This is a genomic window from Micromonospora sp. M42 (assembly GCF_000568915.1).
In the GTDB taxonomy this organism is placed as follows: domain Bacteria; phylum Actinomycetota; class Actinomycetes; order Mycobacteriales; family Micromonosporaceae; genus Micromonospora; species Micromonospora chalcea.
On record NZ_KK037233.1, the window covers coordinates 449,153 to 475,473 of the forward strand.

Consider the following 26,321-nt stretch of genomic DNA (forward strand, 5'->3'; position numbering starts at 1 on the left):
CCGCCTCGCGGTGAGGCGGCGCGCGGACGGGTCGGCCGGATCAGCGGCGGGTGCCGCACAGGGCCGCGTCGACGGTGCTGGTGACCGCCTCCAGCATCTCCAGGCTGGTCGGCAGCGCGGTCACCGCGACCACGGCGCTGCGCCCGTCGGTGGTGGACAGGTTGCGCGTCTCGAAGCCCTGGATGTCGCCGCCGTGCCCCCAGGCGTGACCGCCGCAGGGCAGCTCGTGCCGGGCGATGCCCAGGCCGTACTCCCACACCCCGTTGGGCTCGAAGTCGGGCGCCGGCACCGTGCGCGTCAGCGCCGCCTGCTGGGCCGGCTTGAGCAGCTTGCCCGCCAGCAGCGCCTCGAAGAACGTGCGCAGGTCCGACGGCGTGGAGACGAGCTGACCGGCGGCCCAGCCCAGCGACGGGTCCATCCGGGTCACGTCGACCCACGGCGCGCCCGGCTCCACCGCGACGTATCCGCGCGGCAGGCGGCCCGGCAGGTCCTGCTCGCCGGTCTGCGGCCAGTACGTGTCACGCAGCCGCAGCGGCTCGATGATCCGCCGGGTGATCTCCTCACCCACCGGACGCTTGGTGACCCGCTCGATGATCAGCCCGGCCAGCACGAAGTTGGTGTTGCTGTACTCCCACTTCTGACCCGGCGGGAAGCGCCGCGACTGGGTGAGCGCCTCGTCCAGCAGCCGGCGCGGGTCGAAGTAGTCGCTGCGGCGGTCCACCAGATCCTGCGCCTCGCTGAACACGACCTCGTCGTAGTCGGGCAGGCCGCTGGTCTGCTGCAGCAGCTGGCGTACGGTGATCCGCCGCCCGTCGTTGCCGTTGGCGCGCACCATCCCGGGCAGGTAGCGCTCGACGGTGGCGTCGAGGTCGATGCGGCCCTCGCCGACGAGCTGGAGGACGACCACGGCGGTGAACGTCTTGGTGTTGCTGCCCACGCGCACCCGGGCGTCGCGGGGGATCGCGGCGCCGGTGCGCAGGTCACCCACGCCCGCGGTGTAGTCGCGCACCCGGCCGTCGCGGCGTACGGAGGCCAGCACTCCGGGGAATCCATGCTCGGTGACCAGGCCGTCCAGTCGCGTCTGGACGGCGTCGGCGGCGGGACGCCGTGCGTCGGTGGTCGTGGCGGACGCGGCGGGCACACCGAGCGCGGTGACGGTCAGCAGGGCCGTGGCGCCGACGGCCATCGGGAGGGTACGGCGGGTCATGGGAACTCCTCGACGGAGGTGAACGGGTACGGGCTCAAGCCTCGCCAGAACCGGTCCCGCGTTCCATCCCACCAGCTACCGGGCCGGGGTAGCGCTGGCACTACTTGATCGCTCCCGGCGTCGCCGGTTAGGCTCCGCGCAGCGTCGCGTGCCGGTGGCAGACCGTGTCAGGCATGGAGGCGCCGGATCGAAGGGAGCACGACGATGACACTCGTCGTCCCTTCGCCCTCGCCACGTGGCTGAGGGCGAACAGACCAGGCTGGTGGCCTGGAGCCGGGAGATGCGCGCCGTCCACGAGCGGCTGCGCGAGGCGCTTGAGGTGACCCGGCTGGCGCTCGCCGCCGGTGAGCCGGCACGGCCCGCGACACGGGACCTGCTGCTGTTCTGCCACGGGTTCTGCGCGGCGCTGACCGCGCATCATGAGGGCGAGGACCGCAGTCTCTTCCCGGCGATCGCGACGCGCCATCCGGAGCTGCGCGAGACGCTGGACCGGCTGCGACAGGACCACTCGATGATCGGGTACCTGCTGGCCGGGCTGGGTGCGGCGGTGGCTCGCGACGCCCCGCCCGACGAGCTGGCCCGGCACCTGGAGGGCGTGTCGGCGATCATGGAGTCGCACTTCCGGTACGAGGAGCGGCAGCTGCTTTCGGTGCTGGAGACGCTGGCGCTGGACGCCGACCCGGCCGACGTCCTCGGACCGCTGTGACCCCGGGTCGCGGCCCGGCGGGATGCGCGCCGCCGGGCCGCGACCGGGCGTTCAGTTCAGGCCGCAGGTGGCCAGCGCGTCCAGGTTCGGGCGCTGCGCGCCGACCCGGTTGAACGCGATCTCGATGCGGTCGAGCGCCGCGACGCGCTTGCTGCGCAGCGGCCCGAGGATCGCGTTGTCGATGAAGGCCGGTCCGCCCTCGGGGCGCACCGCGAGCTGGGCGAGGCGGGCGTTCGCCTCGGCGATCTGCTTGTCCAGCGTGGCCAGTTCGGCCTGCACCTGGCCGGCGGCCGCAGCCGGGACGGCGGGCAGCGCGACACGCGGGCAGTTGACCGTCCGGGCCGGTCCGGCCGCGTTGCCGTTCTGGCCGCCGTTGTTCCCGTTCTGGCCCCCGGCGTTGCCGTTCTGACCGCCCGCGTTGCCGTTCTGGCCGCCGGCGTTCTGGCCGGCGCCGCCGTTGACGGCGCTCGGCACGCCCGGGGCGTTGAGCGAGCAGGCCGCCAGCGCGTCCAGGTCCGGGCGCGGCGCGCCGATCCGGTTGAACGCGATCTCGATGCGGTCGAGCACGGCGACGCGCTTGCTGCGCAGCGGGCCGAGGATGGCGTTGTCGATGAACGCCGGTCCGCCCTCGGGGCGTACCGCCTGCCGGGCCAGCCGCTCGTTCTGCCGGGCGATCTCCTGGTCCAGGTTGGCCAGTTCCCGCTCCACCTGGGCCGATGCCGCCGCCGGTATGGCCGGCAGCTTGTCGCGTACCGTCGGGCAGTTCACGGTCTGCGCGGCGGCGGTGGTGGCCGGACGGTTGTTCTCGCCCGCCGACGCCAGTTGCAGCCCGCCGGCGAACAACAGCGCCGCGAGGGCGCCCACCCCGCCGAGCTTCAGGACCGCGGTCTTGCGCGTACCCCTGGCCATGCACCTCTCCTCTGGTTGACCGGGAGGGTGCGGCGGCTGCCGCGCCGTCTCCACGGTGCGAAGTGACGACTGGAGGAATCGTGCTCGTGCCCGCTCCGGCATCGCGGTTCCGGCCGATGTTCCCGTCGGCAGTGGATACGGACGGCGGCGCGAGATCGTTCAGCGCACCCCCGGATGTTTGACCGCATCGACGTCCGTCGTTAGGCTGCGCTGAAAGCGCTTACTGCGCGGGAGACGTGAGCGTTCGGCGTGACACGGACGTCCGGGCGACAAGGCCCGCCCCTGACACCGACCGGGCATCGGTGCCGGTAGCGGCGTGGGCACCGCACCACCACCCGGAGGAGACCATCATGATCAACCGACACCGTCGTACGGTGTTGTGGACATCGGCCGCGGCGACGGCGGCGCTCGCCGCGTCCGGCCTGGCCGTCGGCGCGACCGCCGCCCAGGCGGCCGCCGGCTGCCGCGTCGACTACGCCGTCACCGCGCAGTGGGGCGGCGGCTTCACCGCCAACGTCAACCTGACGAACCTCGGCGACCCGCTCAACGGCTGGGCCGTCACCTGGACGTTCGCCGCCGGTCAGACCGTCGCCCAGGCGTGGGGCGCCGAGATCACCGCCAGCGGCGCGTCGGTGCGGGCCGCCAACGTCAGCTACAACGGCAGCCTCGGCACCAACGCGAGCACGTCGTTCGGCTTCAACGGCACCTGGAACAACAGCAGCAACCCGGTCCCGGCCGCGTTCGCTGTCAACGGCGTCACCTGCACCGGCGGCGTCACCCCCACCACCGGCACGCCGCCGACCAGCGCCCCGCCGAGCAGCCCGCCCCCGAGCACCCCGCCGCCGACGACGCCGCCACCGACCACGCCGCCGCCGGTCGGCGGGGCGATCTACGCCGCGCCGAACGGCACCGCCGGGGCGGCCGGCACCCAGGCCAGCCCCACCACCATCGCCGCGGCGATCACCCGCGTCGGCGCCGGCGGCACGATCTACCTGCGCGGCGGCACCTACAACCTGTCCCAGACGGTCACCGTCGCCGCCGGCAACAACGGCACGTCGAGCGCCCGCAAGAACCTGTACGCCTACCCGGGCGAGACGCCGATCCTGAACTTCTCGGCGATGAGCGAGGACCCGGCCAACCGGGGGCTGGCGCTGAACGCCTCGTACTGGCACGTGCGCGGGCTCGTGGTGGAGCGGGCCGGTGACAACGGCATCTTCGTCGGCGGCAGCAACAACATCATCGAGCGGACGGTGACCCGGTTCAACCGCGACACCGGGCTGCAACTGTCCCGGATCGCCTCCAGCACGCCCCGCGACCAGTGGCCGGCCAACAACCTGATGGTCAGCGTGGAATCGCACGACAACGCCGACTCCGACGGCGAAGACGCCGACGGCTTCGCGGCCAAGCTCACAGTGGGCGGTGGCAACGTCTTCCGGTACGCGGTGTCGCATCACAACATCGACGACGGGTGGGACCTCTACACCAAGTCCGACACCGGCGCGATCGGTCCGGTGACCATTGAAGACTCGCTCGCGTACAGCAACGGCACGCTCAGCAACGGCACCCAGAACGGCAACGGCGACCGCAACGGCTTCAAGCTCGGCGGTGAGGACATCGCCGTCAACCACACCGTGCGGCGCACCATCGCGTACCGCAACGGCAAGCACGGCTTCACGTACAACCGGAATCCGGGCACGATGACGATCTCGAACAACCTGAGCATCGACAGCACCGAACGGAACTTCTCGTTCGACGCCGGCACCTCGGTCTACCGGAACAACACCTCCTGCCGCTTCGCCGGCAGCGGATCGAACGACAGGACCGTCGGGAACGTGGACGGCTCGAACCAGTTCTGGTCCGGCTCCAACGGTTCCCGCTGCGCCACGTACTCCGGTGCCCTGGCCTGGTCCTTCGCCGGCGACGGCCGCCTCACGGTGACCCTAGGCGGCCGCCAGGTCTCGCTCTGACCCAGGCACCCCACCGGGTTGATCATGAGGTTGGCGGCCGGATCGGAGATCGACATCGCCGTCAACCTCATGATCGACCGGGTCGGGGCCGGGGTGGGGGAGGGGAGATCGGGCCGAAGGACCGGCTTGACAGGATGATCGAGTCTTAGGTTAGCCTAACCTGCGTGACGAGCGAAGTTGCGCGGGCCGACGGCCTGACGGGCAGTGAGCTGCGGCTGGGCTACCACGGCAAGACGGTGGTGCACGACGCCGCCATCACGCTGCGCCCCGCGGCGGTGACCGCGCTGGTCGGCCCGAACGGCAGCGGCAAGTCGACGCTGCTGCGCGGGCTGGCCCGCCTGCACCCGCTGGAACACGGCGAGGTCGTGCTCGCCGACGGCACCCCGGCCCGGGCGCTGTCCCCCCGGGACTTCGCCCGCCGGGTCACGCTGCTGGCGCAGAGCCGCCCCACCCCGAGCGGGGTCACGGTGCGGGACGTGGTCGGCTACGGCCGGCACCCCTACCGGCAGCGGTGGCGCGCCGGCGACCCCGACGGGCCCGCCGCGATCGACCGGGCCATGACCGTGACAGGTGTCGACGGCATGGCCGGCCGGCCGGTCGACGAGCTGTCCGGCGGCGAGCTGCAACGCGTCTGGCTGGCCACCTGCCTGGCCCAGGACACCGCGATCCTGCTGCTGGACGAGCCCACCACGTTCCTGGACCTGCGCTACCAGGTGGAGATCCTCGACCTGATGCGCGACCTCGCCGACACCGCCGGCGTCGCCGTCGGCGTGGTGCTGCACGACCTCAACCAGGCCGCCGCCGTCGCCGACCAGGTCGTGCTCCTGCACGAGGGCCGGGTCCGCGGCACCGGCACGCCGCACGAGGTGTTCACCGAGGCGGCGCTCACCGAGGCGTACGGCATCCGCGTCGAGGTGATCGTCGACCCGGTCACCAACCTGCTCTCCACACGTCCCGTCGGCCGGCACACGACCCGTATCCCCGCCTGACCGATCCCTGCACACAGAAGAGAAACCGATGCTGCGTACCCGCCTGACCCTGCTCGCCGCCGCCGCGGCGAGCGCGCTGCTGATCGCCGGCTGCGGCACCACCGAGGAGCCCGCCGCCGCACCGTCCTCCTCCGACGCCGCGCCCACCGGCCCGGTCACCGTCACCGACAGCCGGGGCAAGACCATCACGCTCAAGAGCCCCGCCACCAAGGTCGTCGGCCTGGAGTGGGGCGAGGTCGAGATGCTCGTCGGCCTCGGCGTGATGCCGGTCGGCGTGGCCGACCCCAAGGGGTACGCCACCTGGGTGACCGCCGCCCCGCTCGACCCGAGCGTCAAGGACGTCGGCACCCGGGGTGAGCCGAGCGTCGACTCCATCGTCGCCCTCCAGCCGGACCTCGTGGTGATGGAGGCCGAGCGCGGCTCCGCCGTCGTCACCCAGCTGGAGAAGTACGTCCCGGTGCTGGTCACCAAGGGCAGCGACGCCTCCGACAACATCGGCCGGATGCGCTCGGACCTGAAGATGATCGCCACCGCGACCGGGCGCACCGCGCAGGCGGACAAGCTGCTCGCCGACTTCGACGCCGCGCTCGCCGACGGCAAGAAGAAGATCGCCGACGCCGGTGCGGCCGGCAAGCAGTTCGCGATCGCCGACGGCTGGAAGGAAGGCAGCACCGTCTCGATCCGGATGTTCGGCGAGGGCGCGCTCGTCTCCCAGCTCGGCATCCAGCTCGGCCTCAAGAACGCCTGGACCGGCAAGACCGACGAGATGTGGGGCCTGGGCCAGACCGACGTCGAGGGCATGACCGTCCTCAAGAGCCAGGACCTGCACTTCTTCTACAACGCCTCGGACGGCACCGACGTGTTCGCCGACGGCCTCGCCGGCAACGCGATCTGGCGTTCCCTGCCGTTCGTCCAGCAGAACAAGCTGCACAAGATGCCCAACGGCATCTGGACCTTCGGCGGCACGCTCTCCGCCAAGCAGTACATCGACGAGCTGGTCAAGGTTTACACGGCTTGAGCGCGATGACCGCCCCCGCCCCACCGGGGCCGGCCACCCGGCCGGCCCCGGCCGGGCCGCCGCCCGCCCGGCGCAGCCGGGTCGCCGGCGCGTTCGCCCTCGCCGCCGCGCTGCTCGTCGCGATCACCGCGGTGCACCTCACCCAGGGCACCTCCTCGGTCGGGGCGCTGGACCTGCTCCGGCTGCTCACCGGCGGCGACGACGAGACCGCCCGGGTGCTCGTCGCCTCCCGCCTGCCCCGGCTGCTCACCGGCCTGGCCGTCGGCGTCGCGCTCGGCTTCGCCGGCGCGGCGTTGCAGTCGACCACCCGCAACCCGCTCGCCTCGCCGGACACGCTCGCCGTCAACGCGGGCGCGCACCTGGCGATCGTCTCCACCGCCGCGTTCGGGATCGCGCTGCCCGCGCTGCCCGCGGGCGGGGCTGGGCGTTCTGCGGCGGACTCGCCGCCGCCTCCCTGGTCATGCTGCTCTCGGCCGCGGCCAGGCCGCCACCACCCGGCTCATCCTCGCCGGCTCGGCCACCGCGATGGCGCTGTCCTCGCTGACCATGCTGCTCATGCTGCTGTTCGAGCAGGCCACCATCGGCCTGTTCGCCTGGGGCAACGGCTCGCTCGTGCAGGGCGACCTGGTCGCGTTCACCCAGCTCGCCCCCGTGATCGCTGTCGCCGCACTGGTGCTCGTGGCACTCGGGCACCGGCTGGACCTGCTCGCCCTCGGCGACGACACCGCCACCGTGCTCGGGCTCAACGTGCGTCGTACCCGGCTCACGGTCGTGCTGCTCGCCGTGCTGCTCTCCGCCGCGGCGGTCACCCTGGCCGGCCCGATCGGCTTCGTCGGTCTCGGCGCGCCGGTGATCGTCCGGCTGCTCGGCAAGTGGGTGCCCGAGGTGCACCGGCACCGCGTCCTGATGCCGCTGTCCGGCATCGTCGGCGTGGTCATCGTGCTCGGCTCCGACGTGCTGCTGCGCGCCGTGCTCGGCGGCCAGGCCGGTGTCGACGTGCCGACCGGCGTGGTGACCACGCTCTTCGGCGCGGTGCTGCTGGTCTGGCTGGCCCGCCGCCACCGCGACGCCGGACCGACCCGGCAGGCGCCGGGCGGCCACGCCGCCGTGCGCTCCCGCGGCTTCGTCGCCGCCGTCGTCGCGGTCTGCGCGGTCGTCGTCACCGCCGCGCTGGTGCTCGGCATGCTCGCCGGTGACACCTGGGTGCTGCTGGGCGACATCGTCAACTGGGTGCAGGGCCGCACCGGACCGGCGTACACCTTCGTGCTGGACGCCCGCTGGCCGCGCGTCGCCGCGGCGCTGCTGGCCGGCGCCGCGCTGGCCCTGGCCGGCACCACAGTGCAGGCGGTCTGCCGCAACCCGCTGGCCGAGCCGGGCATCCTCGGCATCACCGGCGGCGCCGGCATCGGCGCGGTGTCGCTGCTGACGTTCGCGCCGATGGCCGGCGTGCTCGCCCTGTCCGGCGCCGCCGGTCTCGGCGCGGTCGTCGCGTTCGCGCTGGTCTACGGCCTGGCCCGGCGGCGGGGACTCAACTCCGACCGGCTGGTGCTGATCGGGTTCGCGGTCTGGCAGGGCGGTACCGCGATCATCACGTTCATCGTGGTGTCCTCCGACCCGTGGAACACCGGCAAGGCCCTGACCTGGCTGTCCGGCTCCACCTACGGGCGCACCGCCCCGCAGGTGCTGCCGGTGGCGATCGCGCTGCTGGTCGCGCTGCCGGTGGTCGCCGCCGTGCGCCGCGAGCTGGACCTGCTCGCGCTCGACGACGACACGCCCCGGGTGCTCGGCGTCCGGCTGGAACGCGCCCGGCTGGTCGCGCTCGGCCTGGCGGCGCTGCTCACCGCCACCGCCGTGTCGGCGGTCGGCGTGATCGGCTTCGTCGGCCTGGTCGCGCCGCACGCGGCCCGGGCGCTCGTCGGCGGGCGGCACACCCGCGTCCTGCCGGTCGCGGTGCTGCTCGGCGCCACCCTGGTCAGCCTCGCCGACACGCTCGGCCGCAGCGTCATCGCCCCCGCCCAGGTCCCCGCCGGTCTGGTCACCGCCATGATCGGCACCCCGTACTTCGTCTGGCTGCTGTGGCGTTCCCGCGCCGCCGCGGCCGCCCGTTGACCCGTTCGCCGACGAACCACCCCCCGCACGTGAGAGGAATGACGCATGACCAGCACCCTGGCCGTCGCGCCCTGGCGAGTCTTCACCGTCGAGGTCCGCGCGCTACGCCGGCTCGGCCCGTCGTTCCTGCGCGTGACGCTCACCGGCCCGGACCTGGACCGGTTCGCCGACAACGGGTACGACCAGCGGATCAAGCTGGCCCTGCCGCCGGTCGACGGCGCGTCGGGGGAGCTGCCCGACGGGCCGGACTGGTTCCCGCGGTGGCGTGAGCTGCCGGACGCGCTGCGCAGCCCGATCCGCACCTACACGGTCCGCGCGGTCCGGCCGGAGGCGTACGAGGTGGACGTGGACATGGCGCTGCACGGCGACGGCGGCCCGGCCACCCGCTGGGCCCGGCGGGCCCGCCTCGGCGACCGCATCGCCGTGGTCGGCCCGGACGCCGGCTGGGACGGCCCGCACGGCGGTGTCGAGTTCCAGCCGCCCGCCGGGGCGACGCTGCTGCTGGCCGGCGACGAGACCGCAGCGCCGGCGATCTGCGCGATCCTGGAGCGGCTGCCCGCCGACGCGCGCGGGCACGCGCTGGTGGAGGTGCCGGAGACCGGCGACGAGCTGCCCTGCCGGCCCCCGGCCGGCGTCACAGTGACCTGGCTGCCCCGCGACGGTGCCCCGCACGGCAGCCGGCTCACCCCGGCCGTGACGAGCCTGGCCGGCCGGCTGGTGCCGGTACCTGTCGCGGCGGGCGCCGCACCGCTGGCCGAGGTGGACGTGGACCGGGACATCCTCTGGGAGGTGCCGGAGCGGCCCGACGGCGCGGCGCTCTACGCCTGGCTGGCCGGGGAGGCGGCGGTGATCCGCGGCCTGCGGCGGCACCTGGTCACCGAGCGGGGCATGGACCGGCGCGCGGTGGCGTTCATGGGCTACTGGCGGGCCGGTCGCGCGGAGAACTGATCGTCTCGCGGGAGCGGGCCGGCGCACGACGCGCCGGCCCGCTTCGTCATCCGCGCGGCGCGTACGGGGCGAGCGGGTTGACCAGCGTGCCGGCGAACTGCAACGCGGCCGACGGGTCGGACAGGTCCACCATCTGCTGGTTGTTGCGCAGCTGGAGCCGGTTGAGGCAGGACAGCGTGAACTCCGGCGCGAACAGGTCGTGCCGGCGCATCCGGTCGGCCAGGTGCGGCACCGTGGCGGCGTAGTCGGCGGCGCACGCGGCGACGGTGCGCCAGAACTCGGCCTGGTCGAGCACGCCCCGGGTGTGCAGGGTGGCGCTGAGGTGCCGCAGGAAGCAGTCGAAGACGTCGGTGAAGATGGACAGGATCTTCTCGTCCTCGGGTACGGCGGCCCGGATCCGCCGGACCCGCTCCGGCAGGTCCGCGTCCGGGTCCATCACCACGATCTCCTCGGCGATGTCCTTGAACACGACCCGCTCGACGACGCCGTCGCGCAGCACCAGGATGACGTTCTCGCCGTGCGGCATGAACGCCAGGTCGTGGGCGTACAGGCTGTGCAGCAGCGGCACCAGGTAGGCGTCCAGGTAGCGGCGCAGCCAGTCGGCCGGGGCCAGCCCGGACTCGTCGATCAGCGCCACGGCCAGCGACTGGCCGTCGCGGTCCAGGTGCAGCAGCGAGGCCATGGTGGCCAGCCGCCGCCCGGGTTCCAGCCCGGGCACCGGGCTCTCCCGCCACAGCGCCGCCAGCATCTTCCGGTACGGGGAGTAGCGATCGGTGGCCGCCTCGTACTGCCGGTGCCGGTAACCGATCGCGGCGCGCTCCCGGATGATCGACAGGCCGGTGCGCTTGAGCACCGGGTCGCCCTCGATCAGCCCGGCCAGCCAGTCGTTGATCGCCGGCGTGGCCTCCATGTACGCGGCGGACAGCCCGCGCATGAAGCCCATGTTCAGCACCGACAGCGCGGTCTTCACGTAGTGCTTCGCCGGGTCGCTGACGTTGAAGAAGGTGCGGATGGACTGCTGCGCCAGGTATTCGTCCGGCCCCTCGCCGAGGCAGACCAGCCGGCGCGCGGCCACCTCACCGGCGAACGTGACGGCGAGCTTGTTCCACCACTGCCACGGGTGCACGGGGACGAACAGGTAGTCGGCCGGGTCCAGGCCCAGCCCGGTGAGCGTGCCGGTGAACCCGGCCAGCGTCGCCTCGCCCAGCTCGGCCCGCATCAGCGTGTCGTAGTCCAGGTCGTCGGCGCAGGTGAAGGTGGTGTGGTCGCGGTGCGCGGCGAGCCAGAGCAGCCGTACCGGCGCGGCGGCCTCCGGGGCGTACGCGCGGTACTCGTGCACGCCGAAGCCGAGGCGGCCGTTGTTGGCCACGAAGCAGGGGTGGCCCTCGGTCATGCCGGTCTCGATCGCCTGGAACCCGGCGGCGGCCAGCTCGGCGGCGCTCACCGCGGGCTTGGCCAGCTTGTACGCGGTCCCGGCCAGCGTGGAGGTGATCTCCTCCAGGTAGACCGGCAGGATCGCGTCGGTGAGGCCGAGCGCGCCGCGCAGCTCCACGCACAGATCCACGGCGTCCGGCGGCAGGTCCGCGCCGTCGCGGCGGCGCACGATGCTGTCCGCGTCGACCTCCCAGTGGTCCAGCGCCAGCCGCCGCGCGGCGAACCGGTACTCGACGGCGGCGTCGTCGCTGCGGACCAGCCACTGCCCGGGGCCGGTGGGCTCGGGGGTGATCAGGCGCTCGTGGGCGAACTCGGCGAGCGCCTTGCGCACCAGCAGCCGGTTGGCGGTCGCCCACGCCTCGGGGGTCAGGTGGTCCACTGCTGCGCTGGCGTTCACGCCGGTGCCCCTTCCTCGCCTGCGGGCGCGCCGGTGGCGGCCCGGAACTGGTCCCGGGTGCAGACGCTGAGCAGCGCCTCCTTCTCGGGCTTGCGGATCGGGCCGACGACGGTGAAGCCGACGGCCGCGTTGAGCGCGTGCACCGCCGTGTTGCGCACGTCGGGTTCCACCACCACGCGGCGGGTCGCCGGGTCGGCGAACAGCCAGGCCATCACCGTGGTGATGACGGCGCGGGTGAAGCCGTGCACCGGCGTGTCGGCGGGCGCGCAGAGGAAGTGCATGCCCACGTCGCCGGGCTCCGGGTCGTACAGGCCGACCAGCTCGACGTGCGCCGGGTCGTACCGTTCGGCCAGGAACGCCGGGGTGCCGCGCCACGACCCGAGGTACGCGTCGTGGTGCGGGTGGTCGGCGATGCGCCGGTACTCGGCGGCGACCGCGGCCAGGTCGGCGTCCTGCATCAGCCAGAACGCGGACTTGGGATGGGTGACCCAGCGGTGCAGCAGCGCGGCGTCGGCGTCCGGGTCCAGCGGGCGCAGCGTGAACTCGCCCAGCGCGTCGTCGACGCGGGTGAACGCGCTCACGCCGGCGCTCCGAACTCCTGGAAGGCGATGCTCTTCTCCACCGGGTAGTGCTCGCGGCCGGTCATCTCCCGGATCAGCCACGAGTTGCGGTACGGGCCCATGCCCAGGTCCGGCGAGGTGATGCTGTGCGTGTGCGTGCCCCCGTTCTGCAGGAACACCCGGCGGCCGGTGTGGTCGACGCTGTAGTTGCGGGCCACGTCGAAGCGGCCGTGCGCGTCGAAGCGCAGCCGGTCGCGTACCGGCGCGAGGAACTCCGGCACCCGGTAGTGGTAGCCGGTGGCCAGCACCAGTCCTGCGGTGTCCAGCGTGAACGCGCGGTCCTGCTCGGTGTGGCGCAGCCCGAGGCGGTAGCGGCCGTCGGCGTACGCCGCCTCGACCAGTTCGGTGTTCGTCAGCAGGCGGGTGGGCGCCGGTCCGTGCAGGCTCTTGGCGTACAGCAGGTCGTAGATGTCGTTGATCAGGTCGGCGTTGATGCCCTTGAACAGCGGCTTCTGCGCGGCCTCCAGCGCGTAGCGGGTCGGCTCGGGCAGCGCGTGGAAGTAGTCCACGTAGTCCGGCGAGGTCATCTCCAGCGTGAGCTTGGTGTACTCCAGCGGGAAGAACCGGGGCGAGCGGGTCACCCAGGTGAGCTGGTAGCCGTACGTGTCGATGTCGCCGAGCAGGTCGTGGAAGATCTCGGCGGCGCTCTGGCCGCTGCCGACGATCGTGATGCTGTCCTTGGCCCGCAGCGCCTCCCGGTGTTCCAGGTAGCGCGAGTTGTGGATCATGTCACCGCCCAGCCCGGCGCAGGCCGGCGGCAGGTACGGCGGGGTGCCGGTGCCGAGCACGAGGTGCCGGGCCCGGTGGGTGACCGGCCCGTCCGGCGTGTCGGCGCGCACCACGTACCGGTCGTCGGTCGCGTCGTACTCGACGGCGGTGACGGCGTGCCGGAAGCGCAGGTTCGGCAGCTTGGCGGCGGCCCAGCGGCAGTAGTCGTTGTACTCGGCGCGCAGCGGGAAGAAGCTCTCCCGGATGTAGAACGGGTAGAGCCGCCCGGTCTCCTTCAGGTAACTCAGGAACGAGTACGGCGAGGTGGGGTCCGCGAGCGTGACCAGGTCGGCGATGAACGGCGTCTGGAGCCGGGTCGATTCGAGCAGCATGCCGGGATGCCAGTCGAAGCTGTCGCGGGCCTCCAGGAACAGCCCGTCGAGGTCGTCGATCGGTGCGGTGAGGCAGGCCAGGCCGAGGTTGTAGGGGCCCAGCCCGACGGCGATGAAGTCGTGGGTCGACATGGGGTTCTCGTTCTCCTCGACGGGGGGTCAGCCGACCGGGCAGGACAGCTCGGCGGCAGCGGTCCGGGCGTACCAGGCGGCGTGGTCGGCGATGAGGTCCAGCACGTGGGCGATGTCGTCCACTGTGGTCTCGGGGTTGAGCAGCGTGAGCTTCAGGTGGTGCGCGCCGTCGACCTTGGTGCCGGCGACCAGGGCGGCGCCGGAGGCGGCCAGCGCGTCGCGGGCGTGCAGGTTGGCCTCGTCGGCCAGGTCGGGTGCGAGGCCGGACGGCCGGTAGCGGAAGACCACTGTGCTCAGCTGCGACGGTGCGGCCACCTCGAAGCGCGGGTCGGCGTCGAGCCGCTGCCACGCCTGCGCCGCGAGGTCGACGACCTGGTCGAACAGCTCGCCGACCCCGTCCGGCCCCATGATCCGCAGGGTCAGCCAGAGCTTGCAGGCGTCGAACCGCCGCGTCGTCTGGATGCTCTTGTCGACCTGGTTCGGGATGCCCTGCTCGACCGCGCGGGCCGGGTTGAGGTAGTCGGCGTGCCAGGTGGCGTGGCGCAGCGCCCGGCCGTCGCGCACCAGCAGCGCGCTGGAGCTGACCGGCTGGAAGAAGGACTTGTGGTAGTCGACTGTCACCGAGGTGGCCCGCTCGATGCCGTCGAGCAGGTGGCGGCGGGTGGGGGAGACGAGCAACCCGCAGCCGTACGCGGCGTCGACGTGCATCCAGACGCCCGCGTCGGCGCAGATGTCGGCGATCTCGGGCAGCGGGTCGATGCTGCCGAAGTCGGTGGTGCCGGCGGTGGCGACCACTGCCATCACCACCTGACCGTCGCGGTGGCAGTTGTCGATAGTGCGGGCCAGCTCGTCGGCGCGCATCCGGCGGGCCGCGTCGGTGGGTACGGTGAGCACCGCGTCGGCGGCGAGGCCGAGCAGCTTGGCGGCCTTCTGCACGCTGAAGTGCCCGGCCGCGGAGGTGATGACGCGCAGCCGGGACAGCACCTGCGGCCGGTCCGGCCGGGTGGCCGCGCCACCCACCGCCCGGCGGTACGCCTCCTCCCGGGCCAGCAGCATGGCCTGGAGGTTCGACTGGGTGCCGCCGCTGGTGAACACCCCGTCGGCGGTCGGACCCAGCCCGATCCGCCCGGCCGTCCACTCGATCAGGCGCCGCTCCATCAGGGTGGCCCCGGTGCTCTGGTCCCAGGTGTCCAGTGAGGAGTTCACCGCGCTGAGCACCGCCTCGCCGAGCAGCGCCGGGATGACCACCGGGCAGTTGAGGTGGGCGAGGTAGCGCGGGTGGTGGAACCACACCGCGTCGCGTAGCCACACGTCGTGCAGCTCGTCCAGGGCGGCGTCGGTGTCGCCGAGCGGCCGGTCGAGGTCGATGCCGCCGATGAGCGGCGCCAGCTGGTCGGGCGTGACGCCGGTGAACGGCGTGTCCACCTCGCCGACCCGCCGGGCGACCCGGTCGACGCCGCGCGCCAGCACGTCCCGGTACCGCCCGAGCGAGCCGGCGTTGAACAGGTGGTCGCGGGCCGTGGCGGCGGCGCGGCCGGTGTCGGTGGGCGCGGCGCCGGTCGGGCTCCCGATCGAACTCATGCGACTTCCCAGCGGTCGTACGGACAGGACGTGCGGCCACAGCCGCGGCGATCAGGTTAGGTTAGGCTCGCCTAACTAGCAAGCGTGACTCGGTGCGCTTTGTCCTGGAACTACCGCCGGTTGGCGCCTGCCGCGTGTCGCGGTAAGGTCGCCCTCGGTTAGGGGAGGTTATCCTAAGTTGACTGTGGAACGGAACCGCCGCCCGGCGCGCCGAGGCGGGCCGAGACGGTGACGCACGTCGATCGCGATCAGTGGGGCGTGCCGCAACTGTGGGCCGGTGACGCCGACGCGCTGGCCCGTCTGCAGGGGCGTGTCGCCGCGACCGACCGGGCGTGGCAGATCAGCGTCGAACGATGGCGTGCCGAGGGCCGCCTCGCCGCCCACGTCGGACCGTCCGAGCTGGCGTGGGACCGGTTCGCCCGCCGCGTACGGCTGGACGACACCGCCCGGCGCTGCTACGAACGGCTGGACCCGGACACCCGGCGGTGGGTCGAGGCGTACGTGGACGGGGTCAACGCCGGACTCGCCGAGGGCGCCGCCGCCGCGCCCGAGTTCACCGCCACCGGCGCCGCGCCCGAACCGTGGCGCCCCTGGTCACCGCTCGGCGTGTTCCTCGTCCAGCACGTGCTGTTCTCCACCTTCCCGAACAAGCTCTGGCACGCGCACGTGGCCCGCACGCTCGGCCCCGATGCGGCCGGACTGTTCGCCGTGGAAGGACCCGCGTCGTCGGGCAGCAACGCCTGGGCGCTGCCCGCCGACCCGGCCACCGGGCGCGGCCCGCTGATCGCCGGCGACCCGCACCGGCTGCTCGAACTGCCCGGCGTCTACCAGCAGGTCCGGCTGGCCTGCCCGGAGTTCGACGTGGTCGGCCTCGCCTTCCCCGGCGTGCCGGGCCTGCCGCACTTCGGCCACACCGGCCACGTGGCCTGGGCCGTCACCAACGCGATGGCCGACTACCAGGACCTCTACCGCGAGCGGCTGCGCCGCGACGGCGACCGGGTGCTGGCGCGCGACGCCGACGGCTGGACCCCGGTCGCGCGTCACGTCGAGGAGATCGAGGTCCGCGGCGGCGACCCGGAGACGGTCGAGGTGATCGAGACGCCCCGCGGCCCGGTGATCGACCACGACCGGGTCACCGGCGAGGCCATCGCGCTGCGCGCCCCGAGCCGGGTGGAGGCCCGGGTGGGATCCTCGGCACTGCTACCGCTGCTACGCGCCCGACGCGCCGCCGACGTCGCCGACGCGCTGCGACACTGGGTCGAGCCGGTCAACAGCGTGCTCACCGCCGACACCGAGGGCGGCGTCCGCCGTCTGGTCGCCGGCCTGGTCCCGGTACGCGACGAACGGTGCCGCCGGGAGCCGGTGCCGGCCTGGGAGCCGGCCTACCGGTGGCGGGGCGACTACGTGCCGCCGGTGGACGAGCGGGTCGACGGCGTGGCGGTATGCGCCAACGACCGCCGCGACGACGTCGCAGCGCACGGTGTCGACTTCGCCCCGCCGCACCGGGCGCGCCGGATCCGCGCGCTGCTCGCCGACGGCGCCGAGGCGTCCACAGTGCACACCGACGACCGGCTCCCGGCCGGCCCGCTGTACCGGCTGCTCGACCGGCTCGACCCGGGCCGGCTCGACGAACCCGCCCGCGCGCTGCTGCGGCGGCTGCGCCGATGGGACCGGGCGATGGCGGGCGGGTCGGCCGAGGCGGGCGCGTACGCGGCCTGGCGGGCGGCGCTGGCCCGGCGGCTGCGCGTACACCCGGGGTTGCGTGCGCTCGACGAGCCGTGCGGGTTCGACGAGTTGTTCGCCCCCTGGACCGACCCGGCGGCGCGGATCGGCCTGGCGCTGGACCACCTCGCGGCCGGGTTCGACCTCGCGGAACCGGCGGCCGAGGCGCTGGCCGAGGTGGCCGCCGGCCCGCCGCCCGGTGAGTGGGGCAGCCGGCACCTGCTGCACCCGGTGCACCTGGGCGTCGCCCCGGCGGTCACCGACGCGGTGACCGCGATGCGGGAGCGGGTGGCGCTGGCCGGTGACACCGACTGCGTGCTGGCCACCTCCAGCGTGCCGGGCGTCTCCGACGCCTGCTGGCGCGGCCCGGTGGCCCGCTACGTGTGGAACCTGACCGACCGGGCGGCCAGCCGCTGGATCGTCCCGTTCGGCGCGTCCGGGCACCCCGGCGACCCGCACTTCGCCGACCAGCTGACCCACTGGGCCGCCGGGACGCTGATCCCGGTGCCCGCCGGCCCACTGACGGGAGACGAGACGACGTGATCCACCTGGAGTCGATTCCCGGCCTCGGCGCGCTGGCGCTGGAGCCGCTCCGCCCCGAGCGGGACGCCGGCCTGCTGCACGGCTGGGTGATCCGGCCCCGCAACCGGTTCTGGGGCATGGGCTCGCACACCATCGACCAGGTACGCGACATCTACGCGTTCGTCGACGGGCTGGAGACCCACCACGCGTACCTGATCCGGCTCGACGGCGAGCCGATCGGGCTGTTCCAGACGTACCAGCCGGAGGCGGACCCGGTCGGCGAGCGTTACCCGGTGCAGCCCGGCGACGTGGGGATGCACCTGCTGCTCGACCCGCCCCGGCGGTACCCGCGCGGCGTGACCGGCGCGGTCTTCCCGGCCCTGATGCGGTTCCTGCTGCGTGACCCGGCCGCGCGTCGCGTGTGGCCGAGCCGGACGTGCCAACGACGCCATGCTGCGCCGCCTGCGCATCGAGGGCTTCACGCTCGGTGAGGAGATCGACATGCCGGACAAGCGGGCGAGGCTGGCGTTCCTCACCCGGGAGCGGTTCGAGGCGGAGCACCCGCCCGCGTGAAGCCATGCCCGCGTCACGGCTCGGCGGCGCGCAGCCGCCCGGCCAGGTCCCGCACCGTCTCGGCGTACGCCGGGTCGTCCTCCGACGGGAGGTGACCCTTGATCGGCGGGGGGACGCTGTCCCAGGGCGGGGCGACCAGGCTCTCCGGATCCCGGAGGCGACGGTCCACAGTTGCCTCCGGGCCGGTGACGCGGGCCGGCTCGTCCGGGCGGTGCGGGGAGAAGATCCATCCGCCCAGCGCGTCGGTGTCCCGCCACAGGTTGCGCCAGCGCCAGCCGATCCGGCCGCCGATCCCGCGCAGCATCTCGCCGCCGACGTAGGCGGGGAACAGGCGGGCGTAGAGCCGGCGCAGCGGCGAGCTGTAGGTGAGCAGGGCGACCCGCGCGCTGACCTCCGCCGGTAGCTGCAGGACGGTCGCGGCGACGAGCACCGAGCCGTGGCTGTAGCCGGACAGCAGCACCCCGTTGCCGCTGTGCACCAGGTACGTGATGCGCCGGGCCAGCTCCGGCACGGCCCGCTCGGCGTAGCAGGGCGGTGCGAACGGGTGTGCCGCCCGGGGCCAGAACGTGGCCAGGTCGAAGAGCACGCCGACGTGGTGCCGGAACCCGGGACTGCGGTAGGCGAAGATCCCGGCGAGGATGAGGGCCAGCACCGCCGCCGAGATCGCCACCCCGCCCACCTCGATGCCGAACATGACCAGCTCCGCCGGGACGTGCGTGCGGTGCTCCAGCGTCTCGCCCGGATCGGGACGGACCAGCGCCATCGCGGTGGTCGCCGCGCCCAGTCCGGCCATGACGGCGAACAGCACCGCCAGCGGCACCAGCAGGTCGGTGAACCGGGCCCGCACGATCATCGTCCGGACCTGCCGCAGCCGGGGCGCCGCCTCGGCCGGCGGCGACGGGAAGTCCCGCTCGACGATCGCCCCGGCGGCCCGCATCCGGCCGCGCCGGGACACCAGCGCCACCACTGCCGCGACCACCAGGGTGACCAGCAGCGCGCGGAAGAAGCCGTAGATCGCCCAGGTGTACGCGTGCGCCGGGCCCGGTATGTCGTCCGCCGGGGACACGCCCCGGTCCAGCAGGTCGGCGGTGCGCTGGACCAGCTCGGCGGAGTACGCCACCGCGAGCCCGCCCGCCGCCGCGGCTACCACGAGCGCCCCGAGCCCGTTCGGCGGCTGGTGGCCGCGGACTCGTAGGCGGTGCCAGATCAGCACCGCGGCCAGGCCGCCGAGCAGTACCGCGTGCGTGACCAGCAGCCAGGTCAGGATCGAGCCGTAGCCGGGCAGCCCGCCGCCGGCACGCCAGCGGGCCGGGGCGAACAGCAGATACCCGGCCACCACGACGGTGAGCCCGATCGCGGTGCCGCGCAGCACCCGGGCGACCCGGTCACGTCGCGGGTCGGTGGGCGCCCGGTCGACGAGCGGCGGCACGCAGACCAGGACCAGGCAGGCGAGCAGCACCGCGCCGGTGACCGCCAGCAGCACCGCCACCGTCGGCGGGACGCCCTGCGCGGCCCGGGCGGCGAGGAGACAGCCATCGAGGGTGGCGAAGGCCGCCGCGATGTGGATCGAACGCAGCCGGCCCATCAGCGGCTCGGTGTCCCACTGGCCGATCGTGCTCAGCGGAGGCCCGGCCGTCGCCCGCTCCGGCGCCCGGAACGCGGTGAACGAGCGTCCCGGCCGCCGGGAGCCCCACCAGACCAGGCTCACCGCGGCCGCCGGGACCAGCGCCAGCACCACCAGCCGCAGCCCGACCGGCCGCCCGCCCATCCAGGACAGCCACTCCCGGTCGGCGACGCACGCCGGGACGGACAGGCACTGCCAGGCCACCAGGTCCAGCGCGACCCCGGCCCCGGCGAGCACGTACAACGCGGTCAGGCTCAACCCCAGCACCCGGCACAGCGCCCGCACCACCGCGCCGCCGACGGCGTCCCCCGGCCGCATCCACACGGCCACGTTGAGCAGCATGAAGGGCATCAGGAACAGCAGCGAGAGGGTACGCAGCGCGGTGCCGGACGGCAGGTCGTTCCACTGGTACGCCTCCAGCGTCACTCCGCTCGCGCCGCGCCCGTCGGCCAGGTCCGGACGGGGACGGTAAAAGCCGGCGCTGCGGTCGCCCGCGACCTGCCGGACCAGCGGCCGGCCCAGCACCTCGGCGGCCCCGCCCGCGGAGACCCCGTGCACCCGCAGCTCCACCACCTCGCCCGGCGGGGCCTGCGCCCGCCCTGGTCCAGCCGTCATCGACCCTCCGCGACGTCCCGGCCGCCCACGCCGCCTGGCACGGCCCGCCCTCGGGTGGCGCAGCGTCCTACCCCGCCGGGCGGCGGGCAAACGCCCGCGCACCTACCTCGGGCGGCCGTTCGAAGCCGTACCGTCCGGGTAACCGCCGACGGTCCGCCGAGGAAGGGGTCCCGCACGACCGGCGCTTCGCGTGACGACCTTGCCGTGGCGACCCGGCTGCCGCCGATCGACGTCCGCCGGTGGGTGAACTCCGCGCCGCTGACGCCGGAGGAGCTGCGCGGGCGCGTGGTTCTGGTCGACGTCTGGGAGTACACCTGCGTGAACTGGATCCGCACCGCCCCGTACGTGCGGGCGTGGCACCGCGACTACCGGGATCTGGGGCTCACGGTGATCGGCGCGCACGCTGGCCGACCGCTGGGTCGGCGAGGGCGGCTACGACCGCACCGAGACGGAGATCCGGCGGCTGGTCGAGTCCGCCGCGCCCGGGACCGCGCTGCCGCCGGTCACCCCGGAGGTGACAGCGTTTCGTGACGAGCCGGCAGCCCACGTACGCGGGGATCACCCCGGAGACCTATCTCGGCGCCGAGCGGGGCGTGCCCGGCACGTACGCGCTCACCGGCGACTGGCGGGTCGAGGGCGAGTACGTCGAGGTCGCGGGCGGCCACGCCGAACTGGTCCTGCCGTTCACCGCCGGGGAGGTGAACCTGGTGGCCGACCCCGGACCGGCGGGACCGGCCGGGGTTCGCGTGCTGCTGGACGGGAAACCGGCCGCTGACGCGCGCGGCGCCGACGTGGACCCGGACAGCCGGGTCGTCGTCGACCGGGCGGCCATGATCCGGCTGGTCGACGGCGCGCCGCCGGGGGAGCACCGGCTCACCCTGCGCGCCGAGCGGCCCGGTCTCCGCGCGTACGTCTTCACGTTCGGTCCCTGACCCGACCCGAGGAGGACAACCCGTGGCCGTCAAGACCCTGACGCCGACGCGTACCGGCGCCGACATCCGCGAGTTCCGCGTCGACGTGCCGGAGGCGGACCTGCAGGACCTGCGGACCCGGCTCGCGGCCACCCGGTGGCCAGAGCGCCAGACGGTGGACGACCAGTCCCAGGGTGTGCCGCTGGAGACCAGCCAGGCGCTGGCCCGGTACTGGGCGACCGAGTACGACTGGCGCAAGGTCGAGGCGCGGCTCAACGACCTGCCGAACTTCGTCACCGAGATCGACGGCCTGGACATCCACTTCATCCACGTCCGGTCCCGGCACGACGACGCGCTGCCGCTGATCGTCACTCACGGGTGGCCGGGATCGGTGATCGAGCAGCTGAAGATCATCGGCCCGCTCACCGACCCGACCGCGCACGGCGGCCGCGCCTCGGACGCGTTCCACCTGGTGATCCCGTCGATGCCCGGCTACGGCTTCTCCGGCAAGCCGGACGGGCCCGGCTGGGACCCGCAGCACATCGCCCGCGCCTGGACCGAGCTGATGCGGCGGCTGGGTTACACCCGGTTCGTGGCCCAGGGCGGCGACTGGGGCGCGCTGATCACCGACATGCTCGGCGTGCAGGCGCCGCCGGAGCTGGCCGGCATCCACACGAACATGCCGTGCGTGGTGCCGCCGGACATCGACGCGCTGCTGCAACGCGGCATCACCGGCGTGAACAACCCCCTCGCGGAGCTGCCGGCCGGGCTCTCGGACGAGGAGCGGGCCGCCTGCGAGCGGATCGACTTCTTCTGGAAGCACTCCGCGTACGCGCTGATCATGACGACCCGCCCGGAGACGCTGACGGCGCTCGCCGACTCGCCGGCCGGGCTGGCGACGTTCATGCTCGACCACGACGCAGCCAGCCTGGATCTGATCTGCGCCGCCTTCGCCGGCCGGCCCGGCGGCCTGAGCCGCGACGACATCCTGGACAACGTCACGCTCTACTGGCTGACCAACACCGGCGTGTCCTCGGCCCGGCTGTACGCGCAGAACGCGCTGTCGTTCTTCGCCGCGAAGGGCGTCCGGGTGCCGGCCGCGGTGAGCCAGTTCCCGGACGAGATCCTGCTCGCGCCGCGCAGCTGGGCGGAGCGGGCGTACCCGAACCTGATCCACTACAACCAGCTGGACCGGGGTGGGCACTTCGCCGCCTGGGAGCAGCCGGAGTTGTTCGCGCAGGAGATGCGGGCGGCCTTCCGCTCGCTGCGCTGACTGCCGGGACGGATGCGGCCGGGTGGGATGTCCACCCGGCCGCGTCCGCGGATTCAGACCTCGGTCAGCCGGACCGCGTCGGCGATGACCAGGCCGGCGGCGGAGCTCCACCGGCTGACCGCCACCCGGTTGGCGTCCCCGGCCGGCAGCGTGAACGTGCCGAGTGAGCGCCACTGCCCGCCGGTCGCCCGCTGGTCGACGGTGACCGTCCGGTTGCCGGTGGTGGTGGCGACGATGTACGGCGTGGCCGCGTTGTAGCCCGCGTTCGCCGGCCACCACGCGTCGACCCGGTAGTTGCCGGTACGGGGGACGTTGAACTTGTACCAGGCGGCGTCGCTCGCGGCGACCGGGTCCGCGTACCGGTAGTCGGCGCCGTAGCGCTGCCCGGAGTAGGTCGAGGTGCCCCAGTTGGCGCTGGCGGTGAACCGGCCCGCGGTGGCGTTGTCCACCGTCGACGTCCAGCCGGTGCCGCCGCCGGCCATCTTGGCGGCCACGTCGGCGCGCATCGTGTTCAGGTCGATGAAGGACGGGTCGATCTTGCCGGTGGTGCTGGTCTCCCGGTGCCCCCGGGCGTAGCTGGAGTCCCGGCCGAGCCGCTTGAGCACGGCGGCGGTGGCCGCGATGCTCGCGTTGTACTGGGCGGTGGTCATCCGCTGGTCGACGCCGTTGTAGTCGATCTCCCAGCCGATCATCAGGGTGTTGCCGTCGCCGGCCGGGATCGGGCCGCTGCCGCCGCTGGTGCCGGCGTGGTTGCACCGGCCGGCCGAGATCACGTGGAACACGCCGTGGTAGTCCACGAGCGCCTGGCAGAGCGGGCCGGGCAGGTCGGAGCGGCCGTTGATGCAGATGTTCAGCGCCGGGTGCGGGTTGGTGGCGCTGGACGTGGCGGCGGTGTGGTGCCAGAGCACGCCAATCGGGTCGAACGAGCCGGAGCGCATCCGGTTGAGCCAGTCGCCCTCGACCACCACCTGCACGCCGGCGGCCCGCAGCACGTCAACGAGCCAGGGAATGGTGGCCATCACTGCTCCCGGAGCAGGTCGGCGAGGCACTCGGCCTTCGGCGCGGCGTGCGCCGTACCGGGGCGGACGGCCACCACGAGGGCGGCGGCCGCCAGGGCGGGTACGCCGAGCAGACCTCGGCGTCGCAGACGGGGGGATCGTGACGTGGGCATGGCGCTCCTCGGGTGACGGCGCAGTATCGATCGACGCTCGTGAGTGTGGGCACGCTATCCCGGCGTCGGGCGCTCTGTCGATACCCTTCAATGATCGTTTCCATTGTGAAAACTTTCGCCACCGCCATCTGTCGTCGTTCGTCGATGCGTGGTAGAAATCCTGCCCAAGTCTCGCCGTCGAGCGAGGAATCCTTCACAGGAGGGGCGCCGATGAGAGCGTTCGTCACGGCCCTGACACTTCTCGCCGTGGCCGCGGCCGCGGCCCCGGCCACCGCGGCCGCCCCGGCCGAGGCCGCCGCCACTGTCGCCGCGGTCGGCCCGCAGCCCGGCACCTTCACCGGCAAGGGCTTCGACACGTGCACCGCGCCGTCGCAGGCCGCGATGGACGCCTGGCTGACCGCCTCGCCGTACCGCGCGGTCGGCGTCTACATCAGCGGCGCCAGCCGCACGTGCGCCCAGCCCAACCTGACCGCGACCTGGGTCGCCGACCAGACCCGCAAGGGCTGGCGGCTGATCCCGATCGAGCTGGGCTACCAGGCGCCGTGCGGCACCCGTACGCCGAAGATGTCCGCCGACCCGGCCACCGCCCGCGGGCAGGGCCGGACCGCGGCGGACAGCGCGGCCGCCGCCGCGGCGGCGCTCGGCATCGGCGCGGGCAGCACGCTCTACAACGACATCGAGCAGTACCCGTCGAACGCGAGCTGCCGCGCCGCCGTGCTCTCCTTCCTCTCCGGCTGGGTCGAGCGGCTGCACACGCGCGGCTACCTCGCCGGCATGTACTCCAGCGGCTCGTCCGGCATCACCGATGTCTGCGCCGCCTACGACGACACCCGGTACCTGCGCCTGGACCAGATCTGGATCGCCTGGTGGAACGGCGTCGCGGACACCGACGGGGGCACGTACTGCGCCGACGACCGCTACGCCGACCAGCAGCGCCTGCACCAGTACGCCGGGGACGTCACCGAGACGTGGGGCGGCGTGACCATGAAGATCGACCGCAACTACCTGGACGTACGGGCCGGCACCCCGCCCGCGTCGTGGAGCGTCACGGTCGACAACGCCACGTCGGGCGGGTTCAGCGCGGGCGCGGCGTGGGGCGCCTCCGCGTACTCCGGGCAGCGCTACGGCGCCGACTACCGCTTCGCCACGCCGGTGGCGGCCAGCGATGTGGCCTGGTTCCGGGCGAGCCTGCCCGCGACCGGCGCCTACGAGGTGTCGGTGTGGTACCCGGCCGACCCCGGCTACAACGACCGCACCCCGTACCTGGTCGCCACCACGACCGGCAACCGGTCGGTGGCGGTCGACCAGCGCACCGGCGGCGGACGCTGGGTCTCGCTCGGCGTGTTCACGCTCGCCGCCGGCGCCGGGGACAAGGTCGGGGTGAGCCGCTGGAGCGCCGGGACCGGGTACGTGGTCGCCGACGCGGTCCGTATCACCCGGCTGTGAACCCGCGGGCCGTGAGCCGGTTCCGCCTCGGCGGGGCCGGCTCACGGCGTCCGGGTCAGCTCAGGTGCGCCAGCAGGGCGGTGGCCATGCCCTGCTCACCGCGGGCGTTCGGGTGGAACGGCGCGGCGGAGTTCTGCGGCACCAGCCCCTCCACCCAGCGGGTGCCGCTGCTCTTGCACGCGTCCCGGCCGATCGACGGGGTGTAGACGTCGGCGTAGCTGGCCCCGCCCGCCGCCGCGGTGTCGGCGAGCATCGTGTTGAGCGCCTTCTGGACGCCGCGCAGGTACGGCACGTCCTGGTAGGCGATCGGCACCACCGGCCAGCAGCCGTACCCGCTGTCGGGCAGGATCGCCGGATAGCCGAGCACCACCACGCGCGCGTTCGGCGCGGCCTGGCGGACCGCCCGCAGCACAGCCGTCACCTTCGGCGCGGCGGCGGCGATCCGGGCCCGCAACTGGTCGGTGCCGCCCGCGGTGAACCGGTCCTTGCAGGGCGACCCGAGCGGGCTGCTCACGCTCGCCTCGGCGCAGTCGCCGATGATGCCGGAGAAGCCGATGTCGTTGCCGCCGATCTGGACCGTGACCAGCGCCGTGCTGGCGGTGACCGCGTTGACCTGCGGTGGCAGCGCGATGCCCAGCGCGCCGTCGCCGCCGTACAGGATGTCCTCGGTGGTGGCCCCGGAGCAGCTCACGTCGGTGAACGACGACGAACCGGCGGACGCCGCGACCAGGGACGGGTAGTTGCGGTTGGAGCGCAGGCAGTTCAGGTCGACCTGGGTGGGCACGAGCGGGGCGGAGGTGTAGGAGTCGCCGAGCGCCACGTACCGCCCGGTGGGCGCGGCGGCGACGGCGGGCGCGGTGGCCGCGAGCAGCACGCCGGCGGTGGCGGCGGCGACCGCGGCGAGTCTGGTGGCGGTCCGCATCAGCGGCAGGCGGGGACGGTTCATGGGGCCCTCCCGGAGGGGTCCTGGTGGTGGTGCTGGGATTCTGTCCACGCCTGTGGCGCACGTCAATATAGACAGCGCTCACTAAAGCGTGTCCCGGGATGTGGTCCGGCACTGCCTGGGGGAGGGTTGCCGACGCGGCCTCAGGTGTTGTGTGTGTCACACTTTTCGGCGTCCCCGGAATCGGGTGCCGGGAGCCCGTCGACGGGTCGATTCGTTGCGGCGCAACGCTCCCCGGCACTGTCGCTCCTGGTGGCTGGACCGGGGCCGGATTCGCGGAGGCACGCACCGGAGCCACCCCGGCACGGCTGGTGAGCGACCGATCGAACGTCGGCGATCCCGGATTTGCGGCCGTCATTACGCTGCGAAGTGGTTGATCGCCGGAACCACGGACGACAGGTGGA

19 protein-coding genes and 2 pseudogenes are annotated in these 26,321 nt (G+C 73.6%); 11 read left to right on the top strand and 10 right to left on the bottom strand.

What is annotated here, in order from left to right; translation table 11 throughout:
- Window positions 1–40: 40 nt before the first annotated feature.
- Window positions 41–1,207 carry a serine hydrolase domain-containing protein gene (locus MCBG_RS01645; RefSeq protein WP_043323330.1) on the bottom strand — a complete coding sequence of 389 codons (1,167 nt, stop codon included), beginning with the start codon at window positions 1,205–1,207 and terminating at the stop codon, window positions 41–43.
- 235 nt (window positions 1,208–1,442) lie between these two features.
- Between MCBG_RS01645 and MCBG_RS01650 the strand changes: the two genes are divergently transcribed.
- Window positions 1,443–1,913, top strand: a complete 471-nt coding sequence (locus tag MCBG_RS01650) for a hemerythrin domain-containing protein (RefSeq protein ID WP_043323332.1) — start codon at window positions 1,443–1,445, stop codon at window positions 1,911–1,913.
- Between the two features lie 51 nt (window positions 1,914–1,964).
- On the opposite strand, the gene MCBG_RS01655 is transcribed toward MCBG_RS01650, so the two are convergent.
- A complete protein-coding gene (locus MCBG_RS01655; RefSeq protein ID WP_043323334.1) occupies window positions 1,965–2,822 on the bottom strand; it encodes a hypothetical protein in 858 nt (285 codons plus the stop codon).
- A 350-nt stretch (window positions 2,823–3,172) separates the two neighbouring features.
- Here MCBG_RS01655 and MCBG_RS01660 point away from each other — a divergent pair, with 350 nt between their 5' ends.
- The 5 genes and pseudogenes from MCBG_RS01660 (at window position 3,173) to MCBG_RS01680 (ending at window position 9,853) form a co-directional block, all read left to right on the top strand.
- Window positions 3,173–4,789, top strand: coding sequence for a cellulose-binding domain-containing protein (locus MCBG_RS01660; RefSeq protein ID WP_043330024.1), 1,617 nt, complete (start codon window positions 3,173–3,175; stop codon window positions 4,787–4,789).
- Between the two features lie 164 nt (window positions 4,790–4,953).
- A complete protein-coding gene (locus MCBG_RS01665) occupies window positions 4,954–5,778 on the top strand; it encodes an ABC transporter ATP-binding protein (RefSeq protein ID WP_043323336.1) in 825 nt (274 codons plus the stop codon).
- Window positions 5,779–5,806: 28 nt separating this feature from the next.
- Window positions 5,807–6,796 carry an ABC transporter substrate-binding protein gene (locus MCBG_RS01670; RefSeq protein ID WP_043323338.1) on the top strand — a complete coding sequence of 330 codons (990 nt, stop codon included), beginning with the start codon at window positions 5,807–5,809 and terminating at the stop codon, window positions 6,794–6,796.
- 5 nt (window positions 6,797–6,801) lie between these two features.
- Window positions 6,802–8,905 (top strand): annotated as a pseudogene (locus MCBG_RS01675) (iron ABC transporter permease).
- A 45-nt stretch (window positions 8,906–8,950) separates the two neighbouring features.
- Complete coding sequence (locus MCBG_RS01680) at window positions 8,951–9,853, top strand: siderophore-interacting protein (RefSeq protein ID WP_043323340.1); 903 nt, start codon at window positions 8,951–8,953, stop codon at window positions 9,851–9,853.
- A gap of 46 nt (window positions 9,854–9,899) precedes the next feature.
- Here the strand turns inward: MCBG_RS01680 and MCBG_RS01685 are convergent, their stop codons facing one another.
- From MCBG_RS01685 to MCBG_RS01700, 4 genes are read right to left on the bottom strand one after another with little or no spacing between them, the layout of a single operon-like run.
- A complete protein-coding gene (locus MCBG_RS01685) occupies window positions 9,900–11,684 on the bottom strand; it encodes an IucA/IucC family protein (protein WP_043323341.1) in 1,785 nt (594 codons plus the stop codon).
- Entirely contained in the window at window positions 11,681–12,265 is a 585-nt protein-coding gene (locus tag MCBG_RS01690) for a GNAT family N-acetyltransferase (RefSeq protein WP_043323343.1), read from the bottom strand. Before MCBG_RS01690 ends, MCBG_RS01685 begins: the two co-directional genes overlap by 4 nt.
- A complete protein-coding gene (locus tag MCBG_RS01695; protein WP_043323345.1) occupies window positions 12,262–13,536 on the bottom strand; it encodes a lysine N(6)-hydroxylase/L-ornithine N(5)-oxygenase family protein in 1,275 nt (424 codons plus the stop codon). The genes MCBG_RS01690 and MCBG_RS01695 overlap by 4 nt, the downstream gene beginning before the upstream one ends.
- 27 nt (window positions 13,537–13,563) lie before the next feature.
- Window positions 13,564–15,117: a pyridoxal phosphate-dependent decarboxylase family protein gene (locus MCBG_RS01700; protein WP_043323347.1), complete on the bottom strand. Its 1,554-nt coding sequence runs from the start codon at window positions 15,115–15,117 to the stop codon at window positions 13,564–13,566.
- Window positions 15,118–15,345: 228 nt separating this feature from the next.
- Between MCBG_RS01700 and MCBG_RS01705 the strand changes: the two genes are divergently transcribed.
- Both MCBG_RS01705 and MCBG_RS01710 read left to right on the top strand, forming a co-directional pair.
- A complete protein-coding gene (locus tag MCBG_RS01705; protein WP_043323350.1) occupies window positions 15,346–17,382 on the top strand; it encodes a penicillin acylase family protein in 2,037 nt (678 codons plus the stop codon).
- Window positions 17,379–17,934, top strand: a pseudogene (locus MCBG_RS01710) (GNAT family N-acetyltransferase). Before MCBG_RS01705 ends, MCBG_RS01710 begins: the two are co-directional and overlap by 4 nt.
- Before the next feature lie 13 nt (window positions 17,935–17,947).
- On the opposite strand, the gene MCBG_RS01715 reads toward MCBG_RS01710, so the two are convergent.
- Window positions 17,948–20,173 carry a hypothetical protein gene (locus MCBG_RS01715; protein ID WP_043323352.1) on the bottom strand — a complete coding sequence of 742 codons (2,226 nt, stop codon included), beginning with the start codon at window positions 20,171–20,173 and terminating at the stop codon, window positions 17,948–17,950.
- 527 nt (window positions 20,174–20,700) lie between these two features.
- On the opposite strand from MCBG_RS01715, the gene MCBG_RS33415 reads away from it, so the two are divergent.
- Complete coding sequence (locus MCBG_RS33415) at window positions 20,701–21,105, top strand: hypothetical protein (protein WP_223200987.1); 405 nt, start codon at window positions 20,701–20,703, stop codon at window positions 21,103–21,105.
- Window positions 21,106–21,127: 22 nt separating this feature from the next.
- The gene (locus MCBG_RS01725; RefSeq protein ID WP_051610913.1) at window positions 21,128–22,357 is read left to right on the top strand and encodes an epoxide hydrolase family protein; all 1,230 of its coding nucleotides are present in this window, start codon (window positions 21,128–21,130) and stop codon (window positions 22,355–22,357) included.
- A gap of 53 nt (window positions 22,358–22,410) precedes the next feature.
- Here the strand turns inward: MCBG_RS01725 and MCBG_RS01730 are convergent, their stop codons facing one another.
- Both MCBG_RS01730 and MCBG_RS32840 read right to left on the bottom strand, forming a co-directional pair.
- Window positions 22,411–23,376, bottom strand: coding sequence for a golvesin C-terminal-like domain-containing protein (locus tag MCBG_RS01730; RefSeq protein ID WP_030499177.1), 966 nt, complete (start codon window positions 23,374–23,376; stop codon window positions 22,411–22,413).
- Window positions 23,376–23,528 (bottom strand): hypothetical protein, encoded by a 153-nt coding sequence (locus MCBG_RS32840; RefSeq protein ID WP_166456009.1) that lies wholly within the window; start codon window positions 23,526–23,528, stop codon window positions 23,376–23,378. Before MCBG_RS32840 ends, MCBG_RS01730 begins: the two co-directional genes overlap by 1 nt.
- A gap of 210 nt (window positions 23,529–23,738) precedes the next feature.
- Here MCBG_RS32840 and MCBG_RS01735 point away from each other — a divergent pair, with 210 nt between their 5' ends.
- A complete protein-coding gene (locus tag MCBG_RS01735) occupies window positions 23,739–24,974 on the top strand; it encodes a glycoside hydrolase domain-containing protein (RefSeq protein WP_043323354.1) in 1,236 nt (411 codons plus the stop codon).
- Between the two features lie 55 nt (window positions 24,975–25,029).
- Here MCBG_RS01735 and MCBG_RS01740 read toward each other — a convergent pair whose 3' ends face one another.
- A complete protein-coding gene (locus MCBG_RS01740; protein WP_043323357.1) occupies window positions 25,030–25,920 on the bottom strand; it encodes an SGNH/GDSL hydrolase family protein in 891 nt (296 codons plus the stop codon).
- Between the last annotated feature and the right edge of the window lie 401 nt (window positions 25,921–26,321).

Excerpts from the sequence above, each read along its gene's own strand:
- MCBG_RS01645 (WP_043323330.1), bottom strand. The coding sequence starts at position 1,207 with ATGACCCGCCGTACCCTCCCGATGGCCGTCGGCGCCACGGCCCTGCTG.
- MCBG_RS01655 (WP_043323334.1), bottom strand. The coding sequence starts at position 2,822 with ATGGCCAGGGGTACGCGCAAGACCGCGGTCCTGAAGCTCGGCGGGGTG.
- MCBG_RS01660 (WP_043330024.1), top strand. The coding sequence starts at position 3,173 with ATGATCAACCGACACCGTCGTACGGTGTTGTGGACATCGGCCGCGGCG.
- MCBG_RS01670 (WP_043323338.1), top strand. The coding sequence starts at position 5,807 with ATGCTGCGTACCCGCCTGACCCTGCTCGCCGCCGCCGCGGCGAGCGCG.
- MCBG_RS01680 (WP_043323340.1), top strand. The coding sequence starts at position 8,951 with ATGACCAGCACCCTGGCCGTCGCGCCCTGGCGAGTCTTCACCGTCGAG.
- MCBG_RS01695 (WP_043323345.1), bottom strand. The coding sequence starts at position 13,536 with ATGTCGACCCACGACTTCATCGCCGTCGGGCTGGGCCCCTACAACCTC.
- MCBG_RS01700 (WP_043323347.1), bottom strand. The coding sequence starts at position 15,117 with ATGAGTTCGATCGGGAGCCCGACCGGCGCCGCGCCCACCGACACCGGC.
- MCBG_RS01715 (WP_043323352.1), bottom strand. The coding sequence starts at position 20,173 with ATGACGGCTGGACCAGGGCGGGCGCAGGCCCCGCCGGGCGAGGTGGTG.
- MCBG_RS01730 (WP_030499177.1), bottom strand. The coding sequence starts at position 23,376 with ATGGCCACCATTCCCTGGCTCGTTGACGTGCTGCGGGCCGCCGGCGTG.
- MCBG_RS32840 (WP_166456009.1), bottom strand. The coding sequence starts at position 23,528 with ATGCCCACGTCACGATCCCCCCGTCTGCGACGCCGAGGTCTGCTCGGC.
- MCBG_RS01735 (WP_043323354.1), top strand. The coding sequence starts at position 23,739 with ATGAGAGCGTTCGTCACGGCCCTGACACTTCTCGCCGTGGCCGCGGCC.
- MCBG_RS01740 (WP_043323357.1), bottom strand. The coding sequence starts at position 25,920 with ATGAACCGTCCCCGCCTGCCGCTGATGCGGACCGCCACCAGACTCGCC.